General features: G+C 68.8%; 23 protein-coding genes, 1 tRNA gene and 1 pseudogene. 11 read left to right on the forward strand and 14 right to left on the reverse strand.

The features are described from left to right. Positions 1 to 16: 16 nt before the first annotated feature. Positions 17 to 604 carry a GNAT family N-acetyltransferase gene (locus OG876_RS21360; protein ID WP_328526662.1) on the reverse strand — a complete coding sequence of 196 codons (588 nt, stop codon included), beginning with the start codon at positions 602 to 604 and terminating at the stop codon, positions 17 to 19. Positions 605 to 851: 247 nt separating this feature from the next. On the opposite strand from OG876_RS21360, the gene OG876_RS21365 reads away from it, so the two are divergent. The 4 genes from OG876_RS21365 to OG876_RS21380 all read left to right on the forward strand — a co-directional run bounded on the left by OG876_RS21365 (position 852) and on the right by OG876_RS21380 (position 4,331). Further along, complete coding sequence (locus OG876_RS21365; RefSeq protein WP_328526663.1) at positions 852 to 1,256, forward strand: NUDIX domain-containing protein; 405 nt, start codon at positions 852 to 854, stop codon at positions 1,254 to 1,256. A gap of 344 nt (positions 1,257 to 1,600) precedes the next feature. Beyond that, on the forward strand, positions 1,601 to 2,131 hold the full coding sequence (locus OG876_RS21370) for a hypothetical protein (RefSeq protein ID WP_328526664.1): 531 nt from the start codon (positions 1,601 to 1,603) through the stop codon (positions 2,129 to 2,131). 292 nt (positions 2,132 to 2,423) lie between these two features. Then, positions 2,424 to 2,912, forward strand: coding sequence for a GNAT family N-acetyltransferase (locus OG876_RS21375; RefSeq protein WP_328526665.1), 489 nt, complete (start codon positions 2,424 to 2,426; stop codon positions 2,910 to 2,912). A 258-nt stretch (positions 2,913 to 3,170) separates the two neighbouring features. Beyond that, positions 3,171 to 4,331 carry a squalene cyclase gene (locus OG876_RS21380; protein WP_328526666.1) on the forward strand — a complete coding sequence of 387 codons (1,161 nt, stop codon included), beginning with the start codon at positions 3,171 to 3,173 and terminating at the stop codon, positions 4,329 to 4,331. A gap of 243 nt (positions 4,332 to 4,574) precedes the next feature. Here the strand turns inward: OG876_RS21380 and OG876_RS21385 are convergent. The 3 genes from OG876_RS21385 to OG876_RS21395 form a co-directional block, all read right to left on the reverse strand. Continuing rightward, positions 4,575 to 4,658: transfer RNA gene (locus OG876_RS21385), tRNA-Leu, on the reverse strand. Positions 4,659 to 4,684: 26 nt separating this feature from the next. Beyond that, a complete protein-coding gene (gene def / locus OG876_RS21390) occupies positions 4,685 to 5,236 on the reverse strand; it encodes a peptide deformylase (RefSeq protein ID WP_328526667.1) in 552 nt (183 codons plus the stop codon). A gap of 2 nt (positions 5,237 to 5,238) precedes the next feature. Further along, complete coding sequence (locus tag OG876_RS21395) at positions 5,239 to 5,745, reverse strand: glycine cleavage system protein R (RefSeq protein WP_328526668.1); 507 nt, start codon at positions 5,743 to 5,745, stop codon at positions 5,239 to 5,241. 104 nt (positions 5,746 to 5,849) lie between these two features. Between OG876_RS21395 and OG876_RS21400 the strand changes: the two genes are divergently transcribed. After that, a complete protein-coding gene (locus tag OG876_RS21400) occupies positions 5,850 to 6,971 on the forward strand; it encodes a sensor histidine kinase (protein ID WP_328526669.1) in 1,122 nt (373 codons plus the stop codon). Beyond that, a complete protein-coding gene (locus tag OG876_RS21405; protein ID WP_328526670.1) occupies positions 6,968 to 7,624 on the forward strand; it encodes a response regulator transcription factor in 657 nt (218 codons plus the stop codon). Before OG876_RS21400 ends, OG876_RS21405 begins: the two co-directional genes overlap by 4 nt. A gap of 40 nt (positions 7,625 to 7,664) precedes the next feature. On the opposite strand, the gene OG876_RS21410 is transcribed toward OG876_RS21405, so the two are convergent. From OG876_RS21410 to OG876_RS21420, 3 genes are all read right to left on the reverse strand, one after another. Next, positions 7,665 to 8,972 (reverse strand): NAD(P)/FAD-dependent oxidoreductase, encoded by a 1,308-nt coding sequence (locus OG876_RS21410; protein WP_328526671.1) that lies wholly within the window; start codon positions 8,970 to 8,972, stop codon positions 7,665 to 7,667. 230 nt (positions 8,973 to 9,202) lie between these two features. Beyond that, complete coding sequence (locus OG876_RS21415; RefSeq protein WP_328526672.1) at positions 9,203 to 10,417, reverse strand: GNAT family N-acetyltransferase; 1,215 nt, start codon at positions 10,415 to 10,417, stop codon at positions 9,203 to 9,205. Between the two features lie 42 nt (positions 10,418 to 10,459). Beyond that, entirely contained in the window at positions 10,460 to 10,885 is a 426-nt protein-coding gene (locus OG876_RS21420) for a DinB family protein (RefSeq protein WP_328526940.1), read from the reverse strand. Between the two features lie 147 nt (positions 10,886 to 11,032). Between OG876_RS21420 and OG876_RS21425 the strand changes: the two genes are divergently transcribed. Further along, positions 11,033 to 11,782 carry a DUF4118 domain-containing protein gene (locus OG876_RS21425; RefSeq protein ID WP_328526673.1) on the forward strand — a complete coding sequence of 250 codons (750 nt, stop codon included), beginning with the start codon at positions 11,033 to 11,035 and terminating at the stop codon, positions 11,780 to 11,782. 99 nt (positions 11,783 to 11,881) lie between these two features. Here the strand turns inward: OG876_RS21425 and OG876_RS21430 are convergent. Then, positions 11,882 to 12,268: pseudogene (locus tag OG876_RS21430) on the reverse strand (zinc-binding dehydrogenase); the annotation flags it as partial. Here OG876_RS21430 and OG876_RS21435 point away from each other — a divergent pair. Then, positions 12,228 to 12,350 (forward strand): hypothetical protein, encoded by a 123-nt coding sequence (locus tag OG876_RS21435; RefSeq protein ID WP_328526674.1) that lies wholly within the window; start codon positions 12,228 to 12,230, stop codon positions 12,348 to 12,350. The pseudogene OG876_RS21430 and the gene OG876_RS21435 overlap by 41 nt on opposite strands. Before the next feature lie 234 nt (positions 12,351 to 12,584). Beyond that, entirely contained in the window at positions 12,585 to 13,412 is an 828-nt protein-coding gene (locus OG876_RS21440) for a Bax inhibitor-1/YccA family protein (protein WP_328526675.1), read from the forward strand. A gap of 140 nt (positions 13,413 to 13,552) precedes the next feature. On the opposite strand, the gene OG876_RS21445 is transcribed toward OG876_RS21440, so the two are convergent. Next, a complete protein-coding gene (locus OG876_RS21445) occupies positions 13,553 to 13,783 on the reverse strand; it encodes a DUF4287 domain-containing protein (RefSeq protein WP_405068816.1) in 231 nt (76 codons plus the stop codon). Positions 13,784 to 13,913: 130 nt separating this feature from the next. After that, on the reverse strand, positions 13,914 to 14,933 hold the full coding sequence (locus OG876_RS21450; RefSeq protein WP_328526677.1) for an SGNH/GDSL hydrolase family protein: 1,020 nt from the start codon (positions 14,931 to 14,933) through the stop codon (positions 13,914 to 13,916). 76 nt (positions 14,934 to 15,009) lie between these two features. Here OG876_RS21450 and OG876_RS21455 point away from each other — a divergent pair, with 76 nt between their 5' ends. Beyond that, entirely contained in the window at positions 15,010 to 16,383 is a 1,374-nt protein-coding gene (locus OG876_RS21455; protein WP_328526678.1) for a cystathionine beta-synthase, read from the forward strand. A 230-nt stretch (positions 16,384 to 16,613) separates the two neighbouring features. Here OG876_RS21455 and OG876_RS21460 read toward each other — a convergent pair whose 3' ends face one another. The 3 genes from OG876_RS21460 to OG876_RS21470 are packed head-to-tail and all read right to left on the reverse strand — an operon-like array spanning position 16,614 to position 20,874. Next, positions 16,614 to 18,065: a flavin-containing monooxygenase gene (locus OG876_RS21460; RefSeq protein WP_328526679.1), complete on the reverse strand. Its 1,452-nt coding sequence runs from the start codon at positions 18,063 to 18,065 to the stop codon at positions 16,614 to 16,616. Positions 18,066 to 18,087: 22 nt separating this feature from the next. Beyond that, positions 18,088 to 19,605 (reverse strand): alpha/beta hydrolase, encoded by a 1,518-nt coding sequence (locus OG876_RS21465; protein ID WP_328526680.1) that lies wholly within the window; start codon positions 19,603 to 19,605, stop codon positions 18,088 to 18,090. A 45-nt stretch (positions 19,606 to 19,650) separates the two neighbouring features. After that, positions 19,651 to 20,874, reverse strand: coding sequence for a lactate racemase domain-containing protein (locus OG876_RS21470; RefSeq protein WP_328526681.1), 1,224 nt, complete (start codon positions 20,872 to 20,874; stop codon positions 19,651 to 19,653). A gap of 195 nt (positions 20,875 to 21,069) precedes the next feature. On the opposite strand from OG876_RS21470, the gene OG876_RS21475 reads away from it, so the two are divergent. Continuing rightward, positions 21,070 to 22,449 (forward strand): FAD-binding oxidoreductase, encoded by a 1,380-nt coding sequence (locus OG876_RS21475; RefSeq protein ID WP_328526682.1) that lies wholly within the window; start codon positions 21,070 to 21,072, stop codon positions 22,447 to 22,449. Here OG876_RS21475 and OG876_RS21480 read toward each other — a convergent pair. Continuing rightward, a complete protein-coding gene (locus tag OG876_RS21480; protein WP_328526683.1) occupies positions 22,415 to 23,176 on the reverse strand; it encodes a hypothetical protein in 762 nt (253 codons plus the stop codon). The genes OG876_RS21475 and OG876_RS21480 overlap by 35 nt on opposite strands. Positions 23,177 to 23,184: the final 8 nt, after the last annotated feature.

Genomic DNA, 23,184 nt, shown 5'->3' on the forward strand with positions numbered 1-23,184 from the left:
GGAGCGCTGGGGCGGTTCAGGCGCGGGTGCTCGGGGCCACCTCGCGGACCATCACGCAGTTGCCGAGGCCCTTGGGGCGGTCGTAGGTGAAGCCCTCGCGCTCGTACATCGTGCGGGTGCCGTTGTAGAGGAACGACGAGTTCTTCTTCCGGACCCCGCCGGTGTCGTGCGGGTAGCCCTCGACCAGCCCGCCGCCGGCCTGCGCGATCAGCTCGACGGCTCCGCGCAGGGCGATCGCCGCCAGGCCGTGACCGCGAACGCCGCGCTCGACCAGGATGCAGGTGACCCGGTAGTCGGGCAGTCGCTCGGCGGTGGCGACGTACTCCTTGCGGTGCTGGATGTTGGGCAGCTCCTCGGGAGATCCGTACTCCGCCCAGGCAACGGCCCGGTCGCCGTCGTAGACCAGCGCCGCGTGCGCGATCCCGTCGGCCACCAGACGTTGCTTGAGCGCCCGGTTCCCCTCGGCGCTCTGGCCCTTCTCCGCGCAGTCGGGATGGAAATGCGTGCACCAGCAGCTGGCGAACATGCCCTTGTTCCGCTCGACGAGAGCGGCGAAGTCGTCGAACGTCTCCGGCGTGAGCGCCTTGATCGTGAAGTTGGACATGCCGGCAACGTACCCCCGATTGCGGACGTTCGGCGTCCGGTAGCTCACGCCGCCAAGGCGACGTACGCCCCGTCCCGGCCGAGGAGCCCGGCCGGCATGCCGAGCTCGCCGACCCGACCCGCCTCGAGGACCGCGACCTGGTCGGGCGCCCGTCGAGCATATGCGGCGCACGCTCATCGGCCATGACCGTGCGGATCGCGGCAGTTCCGGACGTTTGCTTGTCGGATGGCCATGCTCTAATCCCTCCATGCACGAGGTCGTTGTCGCGGCGCTGGTTCGCGAAGGTCGAGTCCTACTTGTCCACCGGAGCCCGAACCGCCGCGCGTATCCGGGTGTGTGGGATCTGCCCGGTGGACACATCGAGACAGGCGAGACAGAGCTGGCTGCGCTCAGGAGGGAGATGCACGAGGAACTGGGCGTGCAGATAGCAACAGGCTCGGCGGTCCATCTGTGTCGTCTGGACGCAGGACGCGGAGGGGAATCCGTACGCCTCAGCGCCTGGCTTGTCGATGAGTGGCAGGGAACGCCGACGAACGTCGCTCCCGATGAACATGACGAGATCCGTTGGTTCGAGCCTGAGGAGTTGCCTCCGCTCGCCCACGAACTCTTAGGCACGGCGCTGGTGGACGCGATGCTCGGCGCCCGCCCCTGAACTTCAACGCGCGGCCATCGGCACGTCAGGATGTCGGTTCCGCATGCATTCGGCCTCCTCACATGGCGCTTTCCTCCTCCAGCGCGACCGGGTTACAGCCCAACAACGGAGACGCTGGAGGTGGAGCGTCTGGTCGGTCGGCGGGAGTGGCCGGGCGAGCTGGGTACGACGATGGGTGCGTGCCGCCGACCGCCCTGGCAGGCACTCCGCCGCCAGATCACGTCGCCATACGGTGAATGAAATGGCCGTGCTATGTCGAGCGGATCGCCATCTTGGCGGCGCCCTGCCGTCCTTCATAACGCCGGCATTGCAGACGGTGGCGCGCAGCGGGTTGGTTCGGGAGGATGATCCCCGTGCAGAGCTATTTCTCCGATCCGCCCAGGTGGCTGTTCGCGCTCTGGGGTGGCGTGACCGGCGGAGCGGGAGTGGGGCTCTTCGTCAAGGTCGTCACCGAGGCGAGCTGGGCGGCATCCGGAATCATGGCCGTCATCGCCGCGGGTGTCGCTACGGTATCCGTCTGGTGGTTGGAGCCCGGCTGGCAGCGTAAACGCGACGAGCTTGGGGGCGGTCTATCCGCTGACAAAGTGGCACTCGCGCGGCGTGCTGCTATGCGGGGGCCAGTACCGGACGATCCCGAGGTCCGGGCCGCGGCACTCCGGATCGCGGCCGACGGTCTGATCAGATCGCGCTGGCAACCAGGACCTAGGCTCACCGCGGCTCTTGGCGGAGTGATGCTGATCGGTTCTGTGGGAGCGGCGCTGTCCGCCTCACTCTGGGCGGTGCTCTACGCGTTTGCCGGCTGCACGATGGTGTACTCGGGCTTGTATCTTCCCAAGCAGCTTCGGCGACGCATCGAACTGCTGTCGCAGCCGTAGACATTCCCGCCTCATTGCCGGCGCCCCGCACCGCCGCAGGGGGCGACGTTGCCTGGCGGACTACCTGCGCGTGTTGGAGATGTGGATGAAGGGTCCGTGGGACAGCCAAGGCTGAAGCCCGATCATCGGCATGAGCGGCACATCAGGGGCGTTTGCGGGGACCATGTTGTCGGTGGTCGGTGAGATAGTCGGGGCGTCGAGGTGGTGGGTGCGTGGCGGTGGTCGGTCTCGGGTGGCCGGCCCGCGTACCCACGGTGGTTGACCGAGGCCTATCGCGAAGGAGTGATTGGACATGACCGGGGTCCACGACGTGACAACCGTGGTGCGTCTCAGGAGTGTCGAAGATCGGGATATCGACGTGTTCTTTGACCACCAGGCGGATCCGCAGGCGGTCGAGATGGCGGCGTTTCCGGCTCGTGACAAGGATCAGTTCGCGGCGCACTGGGCGAAAGTCCGCGCCGACGACAACCTGGTTGCGCGCACCATCGTTGCCGATGGCATGGTGGCGGGACACATCGGCTGCTGGCCGGAGAATGGGCAGCGTCTGCTCGGCTACTGGGTCGGACGCGAGTTTTGGGGCCGCGGCGTCGCGACGCAGGCGCTCGCCCGGCTCGTGGACGAGGTGTCGATCCGGCCGCTGTACGCCCATGTCGCGGTGCACAACGTCGGCTCGATCCGCGTTCTGGAGAAGTGTGGCTTTCGGCGCGATCGCGTACAGGAGGCGAAAGCGCCGGCATCCGACGACGGCATCGAGGAGTTCGTCTTCGTGCTGAGCGCGTAGGTCTGCGCAGCACGGCGCCCGGCGAGCCTCGGTCGACGCCAACGCGCTGTCATCGGCATGACCGCGCTTCCCTCTCGGCGGCCATGAGCGGATGCCTATCAGCCTGAATGTCCGCTACCTTTCGGAGGGTGGACGATCCCGAACGCCTCAGTGAGCGACTTGTCGAGCGAGGCATGCAACCGCGCCGGGGGAGCGTTGGTTGCCCTCAGCGCTGGCGACTCGGGCGTTCGTAGCGTCGGGCGAAGGTGAGGATTAGGGATGGAGCCGACGGACAATCAGGGCCCTTACCAGCCACGAACGCCGCCGATGGCCGAGGACGATCCGGTTGTGCAGTGGCTGCTGCAGGGCGATCCGGCGATCCGCTGGCAGGTGCTGCGCGACCTCGTCAACGCCTCGGAGACAGAGGTGGCGACCGAGCGAGCGCGGGTGGAGCACGAGGGCTGGGGTGCTCGGCTGCTGGCGCTGCGGGCTCCTGATGGTCTGTGGGCGAACGGGGCCTGCTTTCCGGATACCGCGGCGTTCGCAGCGGCCACTGCGCGGGCTCTGGCTGCCGGTGAGCCACCACCGCCTTGGCCGTCGTCCGACGCGGAACCGGCCGAGGCACCGACCGACGGGTCGAGTGCCGAGCCGGGCCAGCCGTGGACCGCGACGTACCCGGTCCTGCTCGACCTGTTCCACCTGGGCATACCCCCGGACACTCCGGTCATGCAAGAGACCGCACGCCTGGTAGCCCGCAACTGCCGATGGGAGTACGACGGGCTGCCGTTCTTCGCCGGCGAGGTGGACTGCTGCATCAACGCCGGCACGATCCTGATCGGTACCTACCTGGGCGTCGACGTCGACCCGGTGGTGCGGCGGCTCATGGCCGACCAGATGCCGGATGGTGGCTGGAACTGCTGGGCCGAGACGCGCCCAGCGCCAGCATCTTTCGCAAGCACCCTGGACGTGATCGACGCTCTGCTGAGGTGGGAGCGCCATACCGGCGGATCTGAGGAGGTCCGCCGGGCTCGCCGGAACGGAGAGGAGTACTTGCTCCGGCGCAACCTCTTCCGGTCGTTACGCACGGGCGAGGTGGTCAACCCGGAGTGGGCATCGTTCTCCTACCCCCCACGCTGGCACTACGACCTGCTCAAAGCCACGGAGTACTTCGCCCGGCGCGGGGGCATTCCGGATCCGCGGCTGACCGAAGCGATCGAACGCGTCCGCGCAAAGCGCCAACCCGACGGGCGTTGGCTGCTCGAGAACAACCACTCCGGCGCGGTCCACTTCCGGTTCGAGGAACCCGACGGCGCGCCCAGCCGGTGGAACACCTTGAGGGCGCTGCGAGTGCTGCGCTGGTACGGCGCGTCCGCCCACTCCGGCACCGCGAGCCAGCGTCTTGACGACAGGTGGCGACATCACGTCGACGGTGGCAGTTGAGCCGCTCCCCTTGGAGGAACCACCAGCGGAACGTGCCCACCATCACGAGCGAGCTCGCTAACCAGGGGACGGCGAGAGGTGGGGGCGGTCGGTCGCGCGGTAACCCGCAGAGGTCGGCGGTAGCCGATCACCGCTCGCGGTAGCGGGCAAAGAACGCACCGGCGCTGAGCCGGGGTGGGTGGGAGCGGGCGTAGCGGGCGCGACGAAGGAGTGGCTGCGTAGCGCGCGTGGGCTCGACCACGCTGGTGCCCGGGACGGGATTCGAACCCGTATGCCTTTCGGCTGCGAGGTTTAAGCTCGCTGCGTCTGCCGTTCCGCCACCCGGGCCAGCCGGCTCGCCTTGAGGTTACAAGTTACTTGTAGACCTTGCGGGGGTAGACGGCGTGGGCGCCGGCGACGCGGTCGAGGAAGAGTTGGCCGTTGCAGTGGTCGATCTCGTGCTGGAGGGCGCGGGCCTCGAAGGCGTCGGTGGTGATGGTGAGGGCGTCCGTCGTACCGGGGAGGACGCCGGTGACGGTCAGGCGGGTGGCGCGTTTGACGTCTCCGGTGAAGTCGGGGACGGACATGCAGCCCTCGCGGCCCTTCTCCTGCCGGGTCGCCTCGACGACGACGGCGTTGCAAAGCACGAAGACGCCGTGGCGGGTGCGCGCCTTCGGGTGATCGGTCACGTCGAGGGCGAACATCTGCGCCGCCACGCCGACCTGGGGCGCCGCCAGACCGACGCAACCCGGCGACACCCGCATGGTTGCGACCAGATCCGCCGCGAGCTGGATCATCGCCGGATCGAGCGGATCCACCGTCGCGCCCTCGGTCGCCAGGACCGGGTGCGGAGCGCGGACCACCTCGAGAACCTCACCGGCCACGCCGAGCTGCGAAGGATTCCAGCCGGAGATCAATTCGGCCACGGTCACAGGTCGTCGCTCTCGGCCGGGCGCAAGGTGACGCCGACGCCGAGCTCCTCGGCGGTGATGTCCAGTGCGCGGTAGAGCATGTCCAGGTCGGCGGACGGCGGCAGCTCGACCTCCGCGGTCAGCACGTACAGCTCCCCGCTGAGCCGGGTCGCCAGGTCCGTGATCGTCCCGCCGGCCGACGCGATCATCCGCGTCACGGCGGCCACGATCCCGGGCCGGTCGGCGCCGTGCACGCTCAGCATGTACGGCGCTCCGATCGGCGCGTGCTCGTGTTCGGGGCCGACCCGGCGCACCGTGATCACCAGCTCACCGCGCAGTGGCTCGACTGCGGCCTTCACCTCGTCGTACGGCCCGGAGCAGACGATCATCATCGCGAAATGACCGCGCAGCAGCGTCATGGTGGAGTCCTCGAGGTTGACCCCGGTCCCGGCCAGGGCCTCGGTGACGTCCGCGATGATGCCCGGGCGATCCGGGCCGATGACGGTGACGGCGAGCTGACTCATGCCCGGAAACCTACCGCCGACCTAAGTAGCTCGAGAAAGCGACTTCGGTATGCGGACAGCCACAAGTGCCCTGGAGAGCGCTTACGCACCGCTAGATTCGAGACATGACCAGGTCTACGCAGCGCCGTCGCAGCAGGCGGGACTGGATCGTGGACAGCATCGTCTTCGTGCTCGCGATCCTGTTCGGGATCTGGACGTTCAGCGAGGGCGAGAACGACCCCGTCCACCGGGGCCTGCTCGCGTTCGACTTCGTGTCGGGGATGGCGCTGTGCTTGACGCTCTGGTTCCGCCGCCGATGGCCGGTCCAGCTGGCCCTGGTGGCCGCCGTGGTCACGATCTACTCCGAGGCGGCCAGCGGGGCGGCGCTGGTCCTGATCATGACGGTCGCGATCCACAAGCCCTGGCGTACATCGCTACTGATCTTCGTGGCCAACGCGGTCAGCCTGCTCGTGTACATCCAGGTCCGGCACAAGGCCGACGGAACAGCGCTCATGGTCGCCGCCATCGCGATCTACATCGCGGTGGCCGGCTGGGGTCTCTACATCCGATCGCGCCGCCAGCTCCTGCAGACTCTGCGGGATCGCGCCGAACGCGCCGAGACCGTCGCCAGGCTGGAGGCCGAGCAGGCCCAGCTGCGGGCTCGCGAGGAGATCGCCCGCGAGATGCACGACGTCCTCGGCCATCGACTGTCCCTGCTGAGCGTGCACGCCGGCGCGCTGGCCTATCGCCCGGACGCGTCCACCGCGGAGGTCGCCGGGGCCGCCGAGATCATCCGGGCCAGCGCACACCAGGCGTTGCAGGACCTTCGCGAGGTGATCGGCGTACTGCGGGCCCCGGTGGGGGAGCTGCCGCAGCCGACGTTCGCCGATCTGCCCGTGCTGGTGGAGGGTTCGCGCAAGGCCGGGCTGCCGGTGGAGTTGGTGCTGGACGCGCCCGGCGCACTCCCCGAGCACGTCGGGCGTACGGCGTACCGGATCGTGCAGGAGGGGCTCACCAACGCGCTCAAGCACGCGCCCGGCGAGCCCGTCCAGATCACCGTATCCGGTGCCCCGGGCAACGGCTTGGAGGTGGAGCTCCGCAACCCCGCGCCGAACCGCAGACGAGGGGATGGGCAAGGTTTGAAGGGATTGACGGAGCGCGCGGCCCTGGTAGAGGGACGGATTGAGCACGGCCGCACCCCCGACGGCGAGTTCCGGCTCTTCGCTTGGCTACCGTGGCCGGCATGACGATTCGGGTCCTGATTGTCGACGACGATCCGCTGCTGCGCGCTGGGCTGAAGCTGATGCTCGGCGGCGCGCCGGACCTCCGCGTGGTCGGCGAGGCCGGGGACGGCAGCGGCGTACAGGGGCTGATCGACCAGTTGGCGCCGGACGTCATCCTGATGGACATCCGGATGCCCGGCACCGACGGCCTGACCGCGACGGAGGCCGTACGGCGGCGTCCGGGCGCGCCCGAGGTCGTCATCCTGACCACATTCGACGCCGACGAGCACGTGCTCCGCGCACTCCGTGCCGGGGCCGCCGGCTTCGTGCTGAAGGACACCCCGCCAGCCGAGATCGTCGATTCGGTACGGCGGGTGGCCGCCGGACAGCCCGTACTCTCGCCGGCCGTCACCAAGCGGCTGATCACCCGCGTCGCCGCCTCAGGTCAGGACAACCGCAAGGCCAAGGCGGCCGCCCGTCTCGCCGGCCTGAACGACCGTGAGCGGGAGATCGCCGTCGCGGTCGGCGAGGGCAAATCGAACGCCGAGATCAGCGCGACCCTCTATCTCAGCGTCCCGACCGTGAAGACACACGTCTCCCGCATCCTGACCAAACTCGATCTGAACAACCGCGTGCAGATCGCGCTCCTGGTCCACGACGCCGATCTGTTGCACTAGGCAACCAGACCGGCGTCGTCGTACGACCAGGAACCACTGGTCAGGACTGCGTCGCGCGGCGGAACTCTTCGTTCGGGGTCTGGAGGCTGCCGAGGCTGGTGACCTCGCGGCGGAAGAACAACGCCAGCGTCCAGTCGAGGATGACGCGTGCCTTGCGGTTGAAGGTGGGGACGCGGGACACGTGGTAGGTCCGGTGCAGGAACCAGGCCAGCCAGCCCTTGACCTTCACGCCGTACAGCTGGGCGACGCCCTTGTGCAGACCGAGGCTCGCGACCGAGCCGACGTACTTGTGCTCGTAGTCCTGCGGCGGCTGGCCGTCGACCACCCGGAGGATGTTCGCGGCGAGCTGGCGGGCCTGGCGTACGGCGTGCTGGGCGTTCGGAGCGCAGTACGCGCCGGTCTCGCTCGTCAGGTCGGGTACGGCGGCGTTGTCGCCGGCGGTCCAGGCGTCGGGGACACCCTCGATCCGCAGGTTGGCCAGTGCCTTGACGCGGCCCTTCTCGTCCAGCGGGAAGTCGGTCGCGGCCAAAGCCGGGTTCGCCTTCACGCCGGCGGTCCAGACGATCGTGTCGGCGTCGAACTCGTCGCCGTCGCTGAGTACGACGTGGCCCTTCTCGCAGGACTCCAGCCGGGTCTCCAGCCGGATGTCCATGTTGCGCTTGCGGAGCTGGTCCACGGTGTACTTGCCGAGATCCGGGCCGACCTCGGGCAGGATCCGGTCGGTGGCCTCGACCAGCACCCAGTGCATGTCCTCGGGCTTGATGTTGTCGTAGTACCGGGTCGCGTAGCGGGCCATGTCCTCGAGCTCCGCGAACGCCTCGACCCCGGCGTACCCGCCGCCGATGAAGACGAAGGTCAACGCGGACTTGCGCAGCACCGGGTCCGGCTGGGACGACGCGACGTCGAGGCGGTCCAGCACCTTGTTGCGCAGGGCGATCGCCTCTTCGACGTTCTTGAACCCGGTGGCCTCCTCGGCCAGGCCGGGGATCGGCAGCGTCCGGGCGATCGAGCCGAGCGCGACCACGATCTGGTCGTAGGCCAGCTCGTACTCCGGGCCCTCCTCGGGCATCACCTTGGCGACCTTGTGCGCGTGGTCGATGCCGGTCACCCGGCCGGTCACCACCCGGCAGCCCTTGAGGGTCTTACGCAGCGGCACCACGACGTGCCGCGGCTCCACCGAGCCGGCCGCGGCTTCTGGCAGGAACGGCTGGTAGGTCATCACCGACCGCGGGTCGACGACGGTCACCCGGATCCGGCCCTTGCGAGCCGCGCGGCGCAGGCCGTACGCGGTGTACATCCCGACGTAACCGCCTCCGACGACGAGGATGTGCGGCACTTGGGCAGTCATGCGGTTCACTCTCCCTGAGTGGGCTTCAGACTTCATGTTCACTTCAACGCTAAGCACTCGTGAAAGATTTCACAAACCCTCTCGCGGGTGATCTCACCCACCGAACAGTCCCCCCTCCGGGTGACCTCTCATCCCCTCATGGTGAGGCCCGTACCCCCGCCCGACCAGCGCCAACCCCCACCGACACACAACCGCAAACGCCGTCAGCCCGACCGGAGCGCGACCGGTATCTACTCGGCTTCTGGGGTGAGGCGGTAGACGGAGATGTGGGAGGGGGAGTCGGCGGTGAACTCGGTGCCGGTCCAGTCGGATTGGCGGGATTCGAGAGTTAGGCCGGCTAGTTGGGCCATCAGGTCTAGTTCGGCGGGCCAGATGTAGCGGTGGGGGCTGCGGAAGAGTTCTGCCTGGGTGCCTTCGCCGAAGTGGAAGTGGTGTGAGACGACGTGTTGCTGCAGTACGTCGTACGTGTCCAAGAGGATGTAGCCGGAGTCGGCGACCCCGACCGTGGCCGGGATGCCGGGTGGGAGGCGGCGGAGTTCGGGGACCCAGAGCTCGATCACGAAGCGGCCGCCGGGGGAGAGGTGGCGGGCGGCGTTGCGGAAGCACGCGACCTGCTCCTCCTGCGTGAGCAGGTTGGAGATCGTGTTGAAGACCAGATAGACGAGGGTGAACTCGCCCGGCACGCGGACGGCGGACATGTCGCCGACGGTCACCGGGATCGCGGCCTCGTCGGCCTTCGTCCGCAGCTGCTCGAGCATCGCCGTGGACAACTCGATCCCACTGACCGGCACGCCGCGTTCCGCCAGCGGTACGGCGACCCGCCCGGTGCCGATCGCGAACTCGAGCGCCCGGCCATCGCCGGCCAGTTCGGCCAGCCGATCCACGGTCGGCCCGAGTACGTCGGCCGCGAACATCCCACTGCCCGGGGTGTCGTACCTCCGCGCGGTGTCGGCGTTCCAGATCTCGTTCTGCCGGGCCGCGGCGGGTGAGAGCCAGCGCAGCTTGTCCCCATCCGCTTCCTCGCCGATCTTGCGGAAGCCGAGGCGGTCATAGAGCCGCCGAGCGTCCGGGTTGTCCCATTCCACGCCGAGATCCAGCGGTACGCCGGTACTCGCCGCCTCGGACTGCAGTCCGGTGATGATCGCCGTACCGATCCCGCGGTTCTGGACCTCCGGCAGGAGCTGGATCCCGTTGAGCTGGATGGATTCCATGGTTCGGCTGACTCGGAGGCGGCCGACCGGGCGGCCGTCGAGCTCGATCACGCTCAGCGTGGACGACTCGTCCGCGAGCAGCTCACGGTGCCACGCGCCGAACCCGGCGTGCCACTCCGCCTCGTCGACGTCGGCGGCCAGGCGGCCCTGGGCGCGGGTCGCTTCGAGGGTGACGTGCGTGAGGAAGGCGATGTCGGCCGCCGTGGCCGGGCGAATGCGGTAAGGCTCTGCCATGACCGACCAACCTATGCACCGGCAGCCTCACCCGCGACCGGTTTACTCGCCCACCTGACCGTCGGTCGACTCCCGGAGGATGTCGAGGTGGCCGAGGTGGCGAGCGGTCTCCTCGATCAGGTGGGCCACGGCGTACCGAAGCGTGAAGGTCATGCCGTCCGAACGGGCGCGATCGTCGAAGGCGGCCGCCGCCGCGATCTCGCGCGAGCGGGCGCATTCGGCCCGGTACGACGCCAGCACGCCATCGACCGTGTCGCCGGGAGCGATCGGGAAACCGCCGTGCGGATCCTCCTCGGTCCACGGCCATTCGATGTCGAGCCCCGCGAAGTCGATCGCGAACCAGAACCGCTCCACCGCCGTCAGATGCTTGACGATGCCCGCCGGTGTCAGCGCGGACGGATGGACCGGTCGGGCGAACGCCTGGGCGTCGGCCAGGCCGGTGAGTTTGAGCTCGACGGTTGAGCGCAAAAGTCGAGCAGGCCGGTGAGCGTACTGCGTTCGTCGGCGTCCTCGGCGGGCCGGACGCGGGTGATCTCGGACATCGGACCACGGTAAGCGCGACAGAGCTCTGTGAGAAAGGTTGATCGGCGGGGCGTTGCGAGAGTGAATAGGAGTGTGGAGAGTTACCGCAATCTGGTGCTGGCGGGTTCGCTGCTCGTGCCTCCGGCCGTTTGTGCGCTGCTGACCCCGTTTCGCGACAACTTCGACAACGCGAACGCCGCCCTGCTGCTGGTGGTGGTGATCGTCGCGGTCGCGGCGTTCGGCATCCGGCTCGCCGGGGTGCTGGCAGCGGTGTCGAGCGCGGTGTGGTTCGACTTCTTCCTGACCGTGCCGTACAACACCTTCACGATCAACAGCAGCTCCGACGTCGAGCTGACCGTGCTGCTGGTGCTGATCGGCGCCGCGGTCACCGAGATCGCGATCTGGGGCCGCAGGCAACAAGCCCGGGCGTCCCGGCATCGCGGCTTCCTGGACGGCGTGATCACCACCTCGCAGGCGGTCGCGGCCGGTGGGTCCACGGACGACCTGATCGAGCAGGTGCGCGCCGAACTGACCGCCGTCCTGGGGATCGACGGGGTCAAGTTCGTTGCCGGCGACAAGCAAACGCAGGCGCCGCGGCTGAACGCGGACGGCTCCGTGACGCGCGGCAGCCACGAACTGAAGGTCGAACGCGACGGCCTGCCGACCAACTCCGAGATCGAGCTCGCCGTCCAGCACGCCGGCGAGACCCGCGGCCGCTTCCTGCTCACCGCGGCCGCCCGGATCGCCCGCCCCGACCTCGAACAGCGTCTCGTCGCTGTTGCCCTGGCGGACCAGGTCGGCGCCGCCCTCTCCAGCCACGAGGCACTGCACCCCCACCTCTGACAGCACTGCGCCGTCCCCTCTGACCGGCCTGCGGGAGCAAGACGTCCCGGGTGGCCGCCGGTCCGGCGTCGTGCCTGCCCATACAGGCACGACGCCGTCAGACCGTGAGTAGTAGTCGATCAGCTCGTCGGCGCCGAGCCCGCGCAGGAAGTCGTGCTTCACCGCACGAGCCGTGCCGATCACGTAAGCGCCGCGGGCCTTGGCAATCTGGACGGCGAGGTGGCCGACACCGCCGGCCGCGGCGTGGATCAGGACACGAGCCCCCGGCCCGATCTTCGCGAGGCCCACCAGGGGCTGGTACGCCGTCAGCCCGGCAGTGGGAAGGGCGGCCGCGTGGACCCAGTCGGCCGTGGATGGCTTGCCGGCCAAGCGATCGAGGCTCGCGACGGTGAACTCGGCGTACGCACCCTGCGGCGGGTAGACGACGCCGTACACCTCCTCCCCGGTGTCCGCGCGGGTCGAAGCCGGCCGCCTGACCGCCGCCATTGCCGAATGGTCGGTGACCCACGCCCGCCAGATCCACGCCTCCCGCGCCGAGTACGACGAGCAGCAAACCGCGAACACCTAGGGGGACATGCCGCCGTACGCCATGATGCGCAGGTGGATGATCGAGAACTGTCCCTCCGGGCGGGAGAACTTGCAGCAGGCGAAGCCGGCTTTTGAACGGCAACCGATTGGATTGTGCAACCGTTTTCCTGCTGGGATTTCGGTTGGGGAACAACGGGTCGATTCTCAGATGTTGTTAAGGGTGGGACCGTAGTATCTCGATACGGCCCCGGATGTGGGTCCCCAGGAGGATGACATGCAGAGCAGTAACCCGGTCCTGAACCGGTCGAGTGCCTTCGCGCCTGGCCACGGCCAGGCGTATCCGGGCGCCGCTCCCTACGGCCAGCCTGGTCCGTACGGCTCCGGCGGGCCAGGTGTCCCGCCGCAGCAGTACCAAGGTGCTCCGGTCGGCAGCCGCCCCATGACGTTGGACGACGTCATCGTCAAGACCAGCCTGACTCTCGCCGTGGTCGTCGTGGCCGCCGCGCTCGCCTGGTGGCGGACGCCGGACAACCTCGTCAACCCGGTCTTCCTGGCCGGTGCCTTGCTGGCCTTCGTGCTCGCGATGGTGCTGTCGTTCTCCCGCAAGGTGAGCCCGGTCCTGGTGATGGTCTATGCCGCGGCCGAGGGCGTCTTCCTCGGGATCGGCAGCAAGTTCATCGCGAACTGGGTCGGTGACCCGAGCATCATCGTGCAGGCGGTGCTCGCGACCCTGGTGACCGCAGCTCTGACGCTGGCGACGTACAAGTACTTCGCGATCAAGGTGACGCCGCGATTCACCAAGATGGTGATCATCGCGACGATGGGCTTCGCCGGCGTGATCCTGATCAACTTCGTCGCCAGCCTGTTCGGCGTCAACACCGGCATCGCCGGATTCGGCGTGATGGGCCTGGTGTTCGCCGCGCTCGGCGCCGGCCTGGCGGTCTTCAACCTGATCCTCGACTTCGATCTGATCGAGCAGGGTGTCCGCAACGGCGCCCCGCAGAACGAGGCCTGGCGGGCAGCGTTCGCCCTGACCGTCACCCTGGTGTGGCTCTACTGGAACATCCTGCGCATCCTCGCCATCCTCCGCGGCGGCGACTGACCCCCGACGAACGAACCGAAGGGCCGGCCCACCTGGGCCGGCCCTTCGGCTGTTCCGCACAGTGCGGAACACACAAAGAAGACCCGCCCCTCCACCTGAAAGGGCAGGCCTTCTGTTTTCTCAGACTCCTGTTCGGCTCGTCAGCCCATTCGCCGGTGCGCCTTGACCAGGTCGTACTCGTGGACGATGGCGGTTGCGTGCCCGTGCGCGAGGGCGTACTCGCTGGAAAGCCATCTCACTCTGTCATCGAAGCGCAGGAACGACGGTCCGTCGTTCATCAGCTCGAACCACTCGGTCATCTCGCGTCCGGTGCACCTGGGCACCCTCTCCACCAGACGCTGGTGCGTCTCCTCGGAGTGGCTCAAGCCCATCTTCGCCTCCCGTTTATCGGGGTACCGCGTAGTTATCGACTGTGCACCACGAGGACGCCCACAGGCAAGACCTTCTTCATGTATGTCGCCGCTCAGCGGACGCACAACCTGAAGAATCCGGGGACCCGGTTCACTTCCCCACTGGTACGGCGTCCGCGGTCCCCTCGTCGACGCGCTCCACGTCGGCCTCCGGGTGCCGCCGGCGATGGCGGAGGGTCGCCCAGCGACCCCGCGGACCACGCTCGCGCCCGGCGACCTCGGTGGCCGCGACCTCGGTCCCGGCGGTCTGGGCGGCCTGGACCGCGGCTTCGGCGATCGGCAGGATCGCCTCGCCCCGGAACGTCTCCGGTGGCACGAAGGACTCCGGCCCGACCCCCATCGCTGCCGCCACCGACGGCAGCAGTGCGGCGGAGGCGGCGGCGTACCCGGTGGCGGAGGGGTGGAAGTTGTCCCGCCCCCACATCGACGGGTTGGTCCGGAACACCTCGCCGAGCAGAGAGCCCAGAGACACGGACCGGCCGCCTGCCTCGACCACTGCGATGGTCTGAGCGGCGGCCAGTCGGCGGCCCCAGGACCGGGCGACCTGCCGCAGCGGCGGCATGATCGTCCGGATCACGCCGAGGTCCGGACAGGTACCCACCACCACCTCACAGTTCGCGGCCCGCAACCTGCGGACCGCGGTCGACAGCAGCCGAACGGAGGTTGACGGTGGCATCTTCGCCTTCACGTCGTTGACGCCGATCAGGATGACGGCCACATGCGGTCCGGCCTGCAGCGCGGCGTCGACCTGGGCGGCCAGATCGGTCGACTTCGCGCCGGTCTTCGACACGTCGGCCAGCCGCACCGGACGCTGGGCCAGCTCGGCCAGGCCGGACGCCAGCAGCACGCCCGGGGTCTCGTCCGGCGAGTCCGTGCCGTAACCGGCGGCACTGGAATCGCCGATCATGGCGAACGTGATCGGACGTCCTGGATACCGGCCGAACAGGCCGTCGCCCGGAGTCGGGTAGTAGCGCATCGGTCCGATCACCCGCTTGGCATACTCGGCCTCAGCGGTCAGTACGCCGTACAACGTGGCACCGATGAGCCCGAGTCCCCCGCCCCCCACGGCTGCGGCCTGGGCCAGTCGCTTCGCGGCCCCGACTCTACTCATGAGTCAAGGATTACACGCTGTGACAGCGATGCAAGTCAAAATAGGGGAACGCCGCGCAGATCACTACAGTGAAGCTGTGCGCTACGCAGAATCTCTCCTGGACCTGGTCGGCAACACCCCGCTCGTGAAGCTGGGGAAGACGACCGACGGCGCCAAGCCGCTCGTGCTCGCCAAGGTCGAGTACTTCAACCCCGGCGGCTCGGTGAAGGACCGGATCGCGGTCCGGATGATCGAGGCCGCGGAGGCCTCCGGCGAGCTCAAGCCCGGCGGCACGATCGTCGAGCCGACCTCCGGCAACACCGGCGTCGGGCTCGCGATGGTCGCCCAGCAGAAGGGTTACAAGTGCGTCTTCGTCTGCCCGGACAAGGTCAGCGAGGACAAGCGCAACGTGCTCAAGGCGTACGGCGCGGAGGTCGTGGTCTGCCCGACCGCGGTCGCGCCGGAGCACCCGGACTCCTACTACAACGTCTCCGACCGCCTGGTCCGCGAGATCGAGGGCGCCTGGAAGCCGAACCAGTACGCCAATCAGAACAACCCGCGCTCACACTACGAGACCACCGGTCCGGAGCTGTGGGAGCAGACCGAGGGGAAGATCACCCACTTCGTCGCGGGGATCGGCACCGGCGGCACGATCACGGGCGTCGGGAAGTACCTCAAGGAGGTCTCCGGCGGGAAGGTGCAGATCATCGGCGCCGACCCGGAGGGCTCCGTGTACTCCGGCGGCACCGGCCGGCCGTACCTGGTCGAGGGCGTCGGCGAGGACTTCTGGCCGGAGACGTATGACCGGACCATCTGCGACCGGGTGATCGAGGTGTCGGACGCGGACTCGTTCGCGCTGACCCGGCGGCTGGCCCGCGAGGAGGCCATGCTGGTCGGCGGTTCGGCGGGCATGGCGGCCGCGGCGGCGATCCGGTTGGCCCACGAGGTCGACGACCCGGAAGCCGTCATCGTCGTACTGCTGCCGGACGGCGGTCGCGGTTACCTGACCAAGGTCTTCAACGACGACTGGCTCGCGCAGTACGGGTTCCTCGCGCACGCCCGGCACGGCGTCACGCTCGGCGAGATCCTGGCCGGCAAGGACGGCAGCCTGCCGCCGCTGGTGCACACCCACCCGCACGAGACGATCGCCGAGGCGGTCGAGATCCTGCGCGAGTACGGCGTCTCGCAGATGCCGGTCGTCCGGGCCGAGCCGCCGGTGATGGCGGCCGAGGTGGCCGGCGCGGTGTCGGAGCGGACGTTGATGGACGCCCTGTACTCCGGCAAGGCGCGGCTGGCCGACATGGTCGAGCTGCACATGGACCCGGCACTGCCGTCCTTGGGCGCCGGCGAACCGGTCACCAAGGCGGTCGAGCTGCTCGAGGGCCGGGACGCCCTGATGGTGCTGGACGACGGCAAGCCGGTGGGCGTCCTGACCCGGCAGGACCTGCTGGTCCACTTGTCCGCCGACTGACTCCCTGACGGGAGACTTACCGGTCGACGACCGAAGGCACGATGGCGAGCAGGACCGTGAGCACGATGCCGATCACGATGACTGCCGCTCCAGCGATCTGAAGGATTTCCATACCTCAAGAATCCTTCAGTGGAGCCGTCCGGACATCGGCCCGAGGACCGGTCTTGCCTTCATCCCAAGGTCGTACGGCGAACCCTGCCCACTCCTACTTCAGGAGTGCGGGGAAACCCCTAATGGACCAGCACGAAGTCTGCTGGGTCGAGGCGGCGGGTGCGGCGCCAGTAGGAGAAGGTGAACTCGGGCCAGGTGGTCGAGTTGCGGCCGGCGGCATCCAGGTACCAGCTGTTGCAGCCCGAATGCCAGACGGTCTCGTCCAGTTCGCTCTGGACCCCGTCGACGAACCGCTCCTGGGCGTCCTCGCGGACCTCGACGTACGACGCTCCCCGGCGCCGCAGGAGGTGCAGGGCCTGCATCACGTAGCGGACCTGGGCCTCGATCATGAAGACCATCGAGGAGTGGCCGAGCACGGTGTTCGGCCCGACCAGCAGGAAGAGATTGGGGTAGCCGGCAACGGTGATGCCGAGGTGGGCGCCGATGCCGGTGCGCTTCCAGTGGTCGGCCAGGTCGACGCCGTCCTTGCCCAGGATCGGCATCCGGGTCAGGTTGGCCGACACTTCGAAGCCGGTGCCGAGCACGATCGTGTCGCAGGCCCGCTCGGTCCCGTTGCTCGTGACCACGCCGGTCGGCGTGACCCGCGCGATCGGGGTGGTGACGACGTCGACGTTCGGCCGGGTGAGCGCGGGGTAGTAGTCGTTCGAGAGCAGGATCCGCTTGCAGCCGATCTGGTAGTCCGGGGTCAGCTTGGCGCGCAGTTCGGGATCGGCGACCTGCTTGCGCAGGTGCCGTTTCGCCTGGAGTTCAAGGCCTTTCATCAGCTTCGGGTTGCCCGCGAAGCCGGCGCCGCGGCCCTCGAGTCCCCAGTAGACGGCGTTCCGGATCGCCCGCTGCCCGGCCGGGAACCGCTCGTGCAATCGGCGCTCCCACGGGCCGATCGAGCGATCCGGCTTCGGGGTGATCCACGGTGGCGTCCGCTGGTAGACGTCGAGCTGGGCGACCTCCGGGGCGATCTGCGGCACGAACTGGATCGCCGACGCCCCGGTCCCGATCACCGCGACGTTCCGCCCGCGCAGGTCCTGGGAGTGATCCCACTGCGCCGAGTGGAACGTCGTACCGCCGAAGGAGTCGAGACCCGGGAGGTCGGGGAGCTTGGGCTGGTGCAGGCTGCCGACGCCCGCGACCAGGGCCTGGGTCTCGATCGTCTCCGAGCCGTTCACGGTCACGGTCCACCGGCCGGTCGCCTCGTCGAACACCGCCTCGGTGACCTCCGCGCCGTACCGGATCCGGTCCGCGATCCCGTACTTGTCCGCGCAGTGCCGCAGGTAGGCGAGGATCTCGTCCCATGGTGCGAACATCCGCGTCCAGCCCGGGTTCTGCTCGAACGAGAACGAGTAGAGGTACGACGGGATGTCGCAGGCGCAGCCGGGATACGTGTTGTCCCGCCAGGTGCCGCCGAGGTCGTCCGCCTTCTCCAGGATGACGAAGTCCTCACACCCGGCCTGCTGCAACTTGATGCCCATACACAACCCGGCGAACCCGGAACCCACGATGACAACCTCAGCCATACCAGCCGAGGTTACCGGCGAGTCACCCGGCTGGGAATGGTTCTGTGTGGTTCACGCACACGGTTCCTTCTGGCGGCAGCGTCGTCCCGTCGTGGAGGTAAGTGACGATCGGGCCGAGCAGGCACGGGTCACCGGTGGTGATCGAGTTGTGGCCGTCGGACTGGTAGGTCAGCAGGCGGGCGTTGCCGAGGTCCGCGGTCAGCCGCTTCGCGCCGACGTACGGCGTGGCCGGGTCGTGGGTGTTGCTGACGACGAGGACCGGCGGCGCCCCGGCGGGGTTGCTGATCGGGCCGTGGTACGCGTCGCGGTCCTCGACCGGCCAGGTGCCGTAGTACATGTCGTCCAGGCCGCCGCCGAGCCACCAGAAGTGGTCGAACATCGCGAGGTTGTCGAGCCCGTCGGCGTAGTAGCGCTCGCGGGGACCGGTGGGCCAGTTCGCGTCGACCGCCGTCACGGCGTTGAACACGTCGGCGGATCCGAAGCCGTCGTCGGCCCGGGCGAAGGCTGCCATCGGGTTGGCGTCGCCACCCTCGGCCTTGGCCAGCGCGTCGGCGAACACCGGCCAGAACCTGGTCGCGTACATCGCGGCGGTGGCAGCCGACAGCACCTCGTCGCCGGTCACCGGCGGTGCCTGGGGATCGTCCGCGGGCAATGGTGTTTTGTTGAGCTTGGCAACGAGTGCGTCGAACGCCGTCTCCGGATCACGGCCGCCGAACCCGCAGCGCGGACCGGCCGCGGCGCACGCGGCGAAGAACCGGTCGAGCTCGTTCTCGAAGGACGCGGTCTGGCTCCGCCACGTCTCGACCGGCCGGGCGTTGCTGCCGCGGACGTCCTCGGCGCTGCCGAGCACCATCGCGCGGGTCCGGCCGGGGAACATGCTCAGGTACGTCGCGCCGATGTTGGTGCCGTACGAGATCCCGAGCGCGGTCAGCTTCTGATCACCGACCGTCTGCCGGAGCAGGTCGAGATCGCGGGCCGTGTTCGCCGTACTCATGTGCGGCAGCAGCGCGGGATTTCGTTGCAGACAAGCCTGTTGATAGGCCCGCATCGTCTTCTCGTACGACGCTCTGTCGACGACGTCGGCGCGGCTGTGGCGGACCGTTCCGGCGTGGGCGGACCCGCAGTCGAGAGCAGGCCGGCTCGCGCCGATCCCGCGCGGGTCGAAGCCGACGACGTCGAACTTCGCGAAGAGCTGGAGCAGTTGCGGTGGTTGGCTGCGGATGATGTCGAGGCCGCTCTGACCGGGACCACCGGGCAGCGCGAAGATCGAGCCGATCCGATGCGCCTGGTCGGTGGCCGGCTTGCGGATCATCGCGAGCTCGATCTTCTGCCCACCGGGCTTGCGGTGGTCGAGCGGGACCTTCGCGGTCGCGCACTCGAAGCCGCCGTCACACGGCTTCCAGGTCAGCTTCGGGACGGCTTCGGCCGCCGCGGTCGTGACCCCGGCGAGCAGGGTGCAGGCCGCCAGCAGCAGTGCGCCGGATCGTCGTACGGAAGACAGCATGGTGTGGCTCTCCGGATGGTCGTGGATCGATTCCATCCGTTGTAAGGCGGCCGCCGCCGGTGCCGCCTCGGTAGGAACTGCCTATATCAACCGGTGCAGGATCTCGCCGGCATTGGGTATGACGAGCGTGCCGGGGTCCTCGTCGTACGCGGCCAGGTCGACGGTCGCTGGATCCAGGTAGCCGAGGTTGGCCCGGCGGACGACGTCCTCCGGGATGCCGGTGGCGAGGGTGACCCGGACGCGGAGATGCTCGCCGGTGGCGGGATCCCAGCTGCCGGCGCCGCGCAGGTGGGTGGAGTGCGCGAGGACGCCCCAGTGCAGGTCGCGGAACTGCTCCCACTGGCCGAGGAAGTAGTCGCGGCAGTGGTAGCCGATCTCCTCGATCTCCGGGTGCATCGCCGCCAGTTGGGTGACGTGCGGGGCGTAGAGGATGACCTCGCCGCCGTCCGCGACGATCGGCTCGACCTTGTAGAAGCCCTTGGCCGCGGTCCAGATGTCCTGGTACTTCGACGGCATCACCGACACGATTCGTTCGACCGGGTGGTCGACGTACCGGACGTGGGTCTGCGCGGAGATCTCGGCGGCGGCCTGCCACGACGAGATCGTGTCGCCGAAGGCGATCGCGTGCAGGGCGTCGGTGCCGGACTGCGCGACGACCGAGAGCGCGAGTTTCTCCGCCGGGATCATCGAGGCGGCCTCGTCGATGAGTGCGCGGACCGGTGTGGTGCCCGGCGTACCGATGATGCTTGCACTGGTGATCAGGGCGCCCAGCCAATGACTCAGGTCGATGACCTCCTGGCCCGCTACGCCCGGGAAGAAGTACTTGTTGCCGCCGGAGAAGCCGACCACCTCGTGCGGGAACACCGGCCCGACGACGAGCGCGACGTCGTGCTCGACCACGGCACGGTTGAGCCGCACCGGGACCTCGTCGCGCAGCATCTCGTCGGAGATCTCGCCGACCCGGTCCGAGCTGATCGTGCCGAGATCGGCGAAGGTGTCCGGCTTCCACCATTCGTGATTGATCACGTTCGGGTAGTCGGCGCCGAGATGTTCGCGGAGCTGCTCGGGGGTCATCTCCGCGTGGGTGCCCAGGGCAACCAAGATGGTGAGCCGGGAGACGCGGCCGTCGAGGGCGCCGTGGACGGCCCGCAGCAGCAGCGGGAGCGGGCAGCTGCGAGTGGCGTCCGGGACGATCACGCACACACTGCGCCCCTCGAGCCCCGCACCGGCCAGCGACCCACGCACGAAGCCGATCACTTCGTCCTCGGTCAGGACCCCACCCGCACCACCTAGTACGTCGACCATGACAGCCAGCGTAGGCGTTCCCCTGACTTGGTCGACCGGTGAGTGCCTGGTTTCCAGCTGTGACCGGCCGAGAGCCCTTGGTAGGCAAGGGAATCCCGTCATCGTGGGGTAAGCGTCCAGGCGTTGACCGGGTCCGGGTGGCGGTGGACCATCGGTGGATCACCTGGGGGAGTGTGAGCGAGGGGGAGTTCCACCATGTCCGAGACGATCGAGTGGTCGAGACCGCAGGGGTTCGGGGGCGTGCTGCTGCGAGCCGGGGACGCGGCGTACGACGAGGCCCGGACGGTCTTCAACGGGATGATCGACAAGCGGCCGGCGATGATCGCGCAGTGCGAGTCGGCGGCCGACGTCCAGGCGGCGGTGCGGTACGGCGTCGGCCAGGGCCTGGAGGTCGCGGTCCGCGGCGGCGGTCACGGGGTGGCCGGCACGGCGGTCACCGAGGGTGGTCTGGTCGTGGACCTGCGCCGGATGAACAGCGTCCAGGTCGACCCGTTCGCCCGGATCGCGCGGGTCGGCGGCGGTGCGACCTGGGGTGATGTCGACCGGGCCGGTCAGAAGTACCTGCTGGCGACGACCGGTGGGCGGGCGTCGACAACCGGGGTCGCCGGGCTGACCCTCGGGGGCGGATCCGGCTGGCTGGAGCGGAAGTTCGGGCTCGCGTGTGACGCGCTGATCTCGGTGGAGCTGGTCACGGCGGACGGGCGGCTGCTGATCGCGGACGAGACGAAGAACGCCGAGCTGTTCTGGGCGTTGCACGGGGGCGGCGGGAACTTCGGCGTGGCGACCTCGCTGACCTTCCACCTCAAGCAGTTGCCCACGACAACGTTGGCGTTGCTGATGTGGCCGGCGTCGATGGGTCCCGACGTGCTCCGCGCGTACCGGGATCTGATCGAGCAGGGCGCACCCGACGAGCTCGGCGGCGGCGTGATCTATCTGACCGGACCGCCCGAGGAGTTCGTGCCCGCGCATCTGCACGGGGAGCTGATCGTCGGTGCGGCGGCGATCTACGCCGGCAGCGAGGCGGAGACCCGTGAGGTGTTCGCGCCGTTGTTCGCGCTGGCCCCGGAGGCCGAGTTGGTCGCCGAGATGCCGTACGCCGACATCCAGTCGGCGCTCGACGATCCGCCGGGCTTCCGCAACTACTGGTCGGCCGAGCATCTGTCCGCGTTCCCGGATGCGGCGGTCACGGCGTTCGCCGACCGGGCGCAGGACATGGTCTCGCCGTCACCGTCGCAGCAGGCGATCGTGCCGTGGGGCGGTGCGGTACGGCGTGGCGCCGAGAAGTGGCCGCAACCGCATCGCGCGGCCGCGTGGGTGGTCCACCCGTTCGGGCTGTGGTCGGATCCGGCCGACGACACGCGGGGAATCAGGTGGGCGCGGGACGTCTGCTCGGACCTGCAGGAATGGTCGACCGGGTACGTGTACCTGAACTTCATCGGGAACGAAGGACAGAACCGGGTGATCGCGGGCTTCGGCCAGGAGAACTACGACCGGCTGTCCCGGGTCAAGTGCGAGTACGACCCCGAGAACGTCTTCCACCTCAACCAGAATATTGAGCCGGGCTGGCCTCGTTAGGCACCCGCGACCACTGCACAGCTGCGACCGCCGCGTAGGCGATCGCGCCCAGCGGGACGGACCACAGCCGGAAGAACGGCAGCTGGCCGGTGAACGCGGTCGCCGCGAAGATCACCCCGAACACGGTGACTCCGGCGACCGTGCCGCGCCGCCTGCTGTCGAGCGCCGTACTCGGAAGTGGGCCCATGTGCTGATCGAGCAGGACGCAGAGGCCGCTCAGGCCGGTGATCGTGACGACGATGAAGAGGATGCCGCCGGCGATGCCGCCGAAGACGATCGCGGTCGCGTTGAGAAACGTGAGCACCGCGACCGCGACGGCGATGTCGAGTGCGCCGAAGGTCAGCTGGTTGAACTTGCGTCGTCCGAGGTTGACGTCGTCGGCCGCCCGGATCGGGCCGGGGTCGCCGGACAACCGCCGTACCGTCAGGACCAAGCCGGTCAGCAGCACGACGAGGATCAGTACGCCGGTCACGGACAGGACCGCGGACCGCGCCGGGGACATGAACTGACGGACGTCGCCGTCGAAGACGCAGCTCGCCGCCGGCGGGAACCACCGCGTCCGCACGGTCACGTCGGCACTGTCGGCAGCCGCGGGGAACTTGTGCGTGCAGGCCTCGGTCGGGTCGAACCAGCTCGGCATCGAGAACGTCACCGCGGCCGTCCACGCCAGCCCGAGACACAGCCCCACGGCCAGCAACGACCCCGCCCGGCGCCTCACCCAGTCCACGCCCCTAC

The sequence above is a fragment of the Kribbella sp. NBC_00359 genome (assembly GCF_036097425.1).
Lineage (GTDB): Bacteria > Actinomycetota > Actinomycetes > Propionibacteriales > Kribbellaceae > Kribbella.

Coding starts and splice junctions, on each gene's coding strand:
- OG876_RS21360 (WP_328526662.1), bottom strand. CDS start 604: ATGTCCAACTTCACGATCAAGGCGCTCACGCCGGAGACGTTCGACGAC.
- OG876_RS21365 (WP_328526663.1), top strand. CDS start 852: ATGCACGAGGTCGTTGTCGCGGCGCTGGTTCGCGAAGGTCGAGTCCTA.
- OG876_RS21370 (WP_328526664.1), top strand. CDS start 1,601: ATGATCCCCGTGCAGAGCTATTTCTCCGATCCGCCCAGGTGGCTGTTC.
- OG876_RS21375 (WP_328526665.1), top strand. CDS start 2,424: ATGACCGGGGTCCACGACGTGACAACCGTGGTGCGTCTCAGGAGTGTC.
- OG876_RS21380 (WP_328526666.1), top strand. CDS start 3,171: ATGGAGCCGACGGACAATCAGGGCCCTTACCAGCCACGAACGCCGCCG.
- OG876_RS21395 (WP_328526668.1), bottom strand. CDS start 5,745: ATGAGTCAGCTCGCCGTCACCGTCATCGGCCCGGATCGCCCGGGCATC.
- OG876_RS21400 (WP_328526669.1), top strand. CDS start 5,850: ATGACCAGGTCTACGCAGCGCCGTCGCAGCAGGCGGGACTGGATCGTG.
- OG876_RS21405 (WP_328526670.1), top strand. CDS start 6,968: ATGACGATTCGGGTCCTGATTGTCGACGACGATCCGCTGCTGCGCGCT.
- OG876_RS21410 (WP_328526671.1), bottom strand. CDS start 8,972: ATGACTGCCCAAGTGCCGCACATCCTCGTCGTCGGAGGCGGTTACGTC.
- OG876_RS21415 (WP_328526672.1), bottom strand. CDS start 10,417: ATGGCAGAGCCTTACCGCATTCGCCCGGCCACGGCGGCCGACATCGCC.
- OG876_RS21440 (WP_328526675.1), top strand. CDS start 12,585: ATGCAGAGCAGTAACCCGGTCCTGAACCGGTCGAGTGCCTTCGCGCCT.
- OG876_RS21445 (WP_405068816.1), bottom strand. CDS start 13,783: ATGGGCTTGAGCCACTCCGAGGAGACGCACCAGCGTCTGGTGGAGAGG.
- OG876_RS21450 (WP_328526677.1), bottom strand. CDS start 14,933: ATGAGTAGAGTCGGGGCCGCGAAGCGACTGGCCCAGGCCGCAGCCGTG.
- OG876_RS21460 (WP_328526679.1), bottom strand. CDS start 18,065: ATGGCTGAGGTTGTCATCGTGGGTTCCGGGTTCGCCGGGTTGTGTATG.
- OG876_RS21465 (WP_328526680.1), bottom strand. CDS start 19,605: ATGGAATCGATCCACGACCATCCGGAGAGCCACACCATGCTGTCTTCC.
- OG876_RS21470 (WP_328526681.1), bottom strand. CDS start 20,874: ATGGTCGACGTACTAGGTGGTGCGGGTGGGGTCCTGACCGAGGACGAA.
- OG876_RS21475 (WP_328526682.1), top strand. CDS start 21,070: ATGTCCGAGACGATCGAGTGGTCGAGACCGCAGGGGTTCGGGGGCGTG.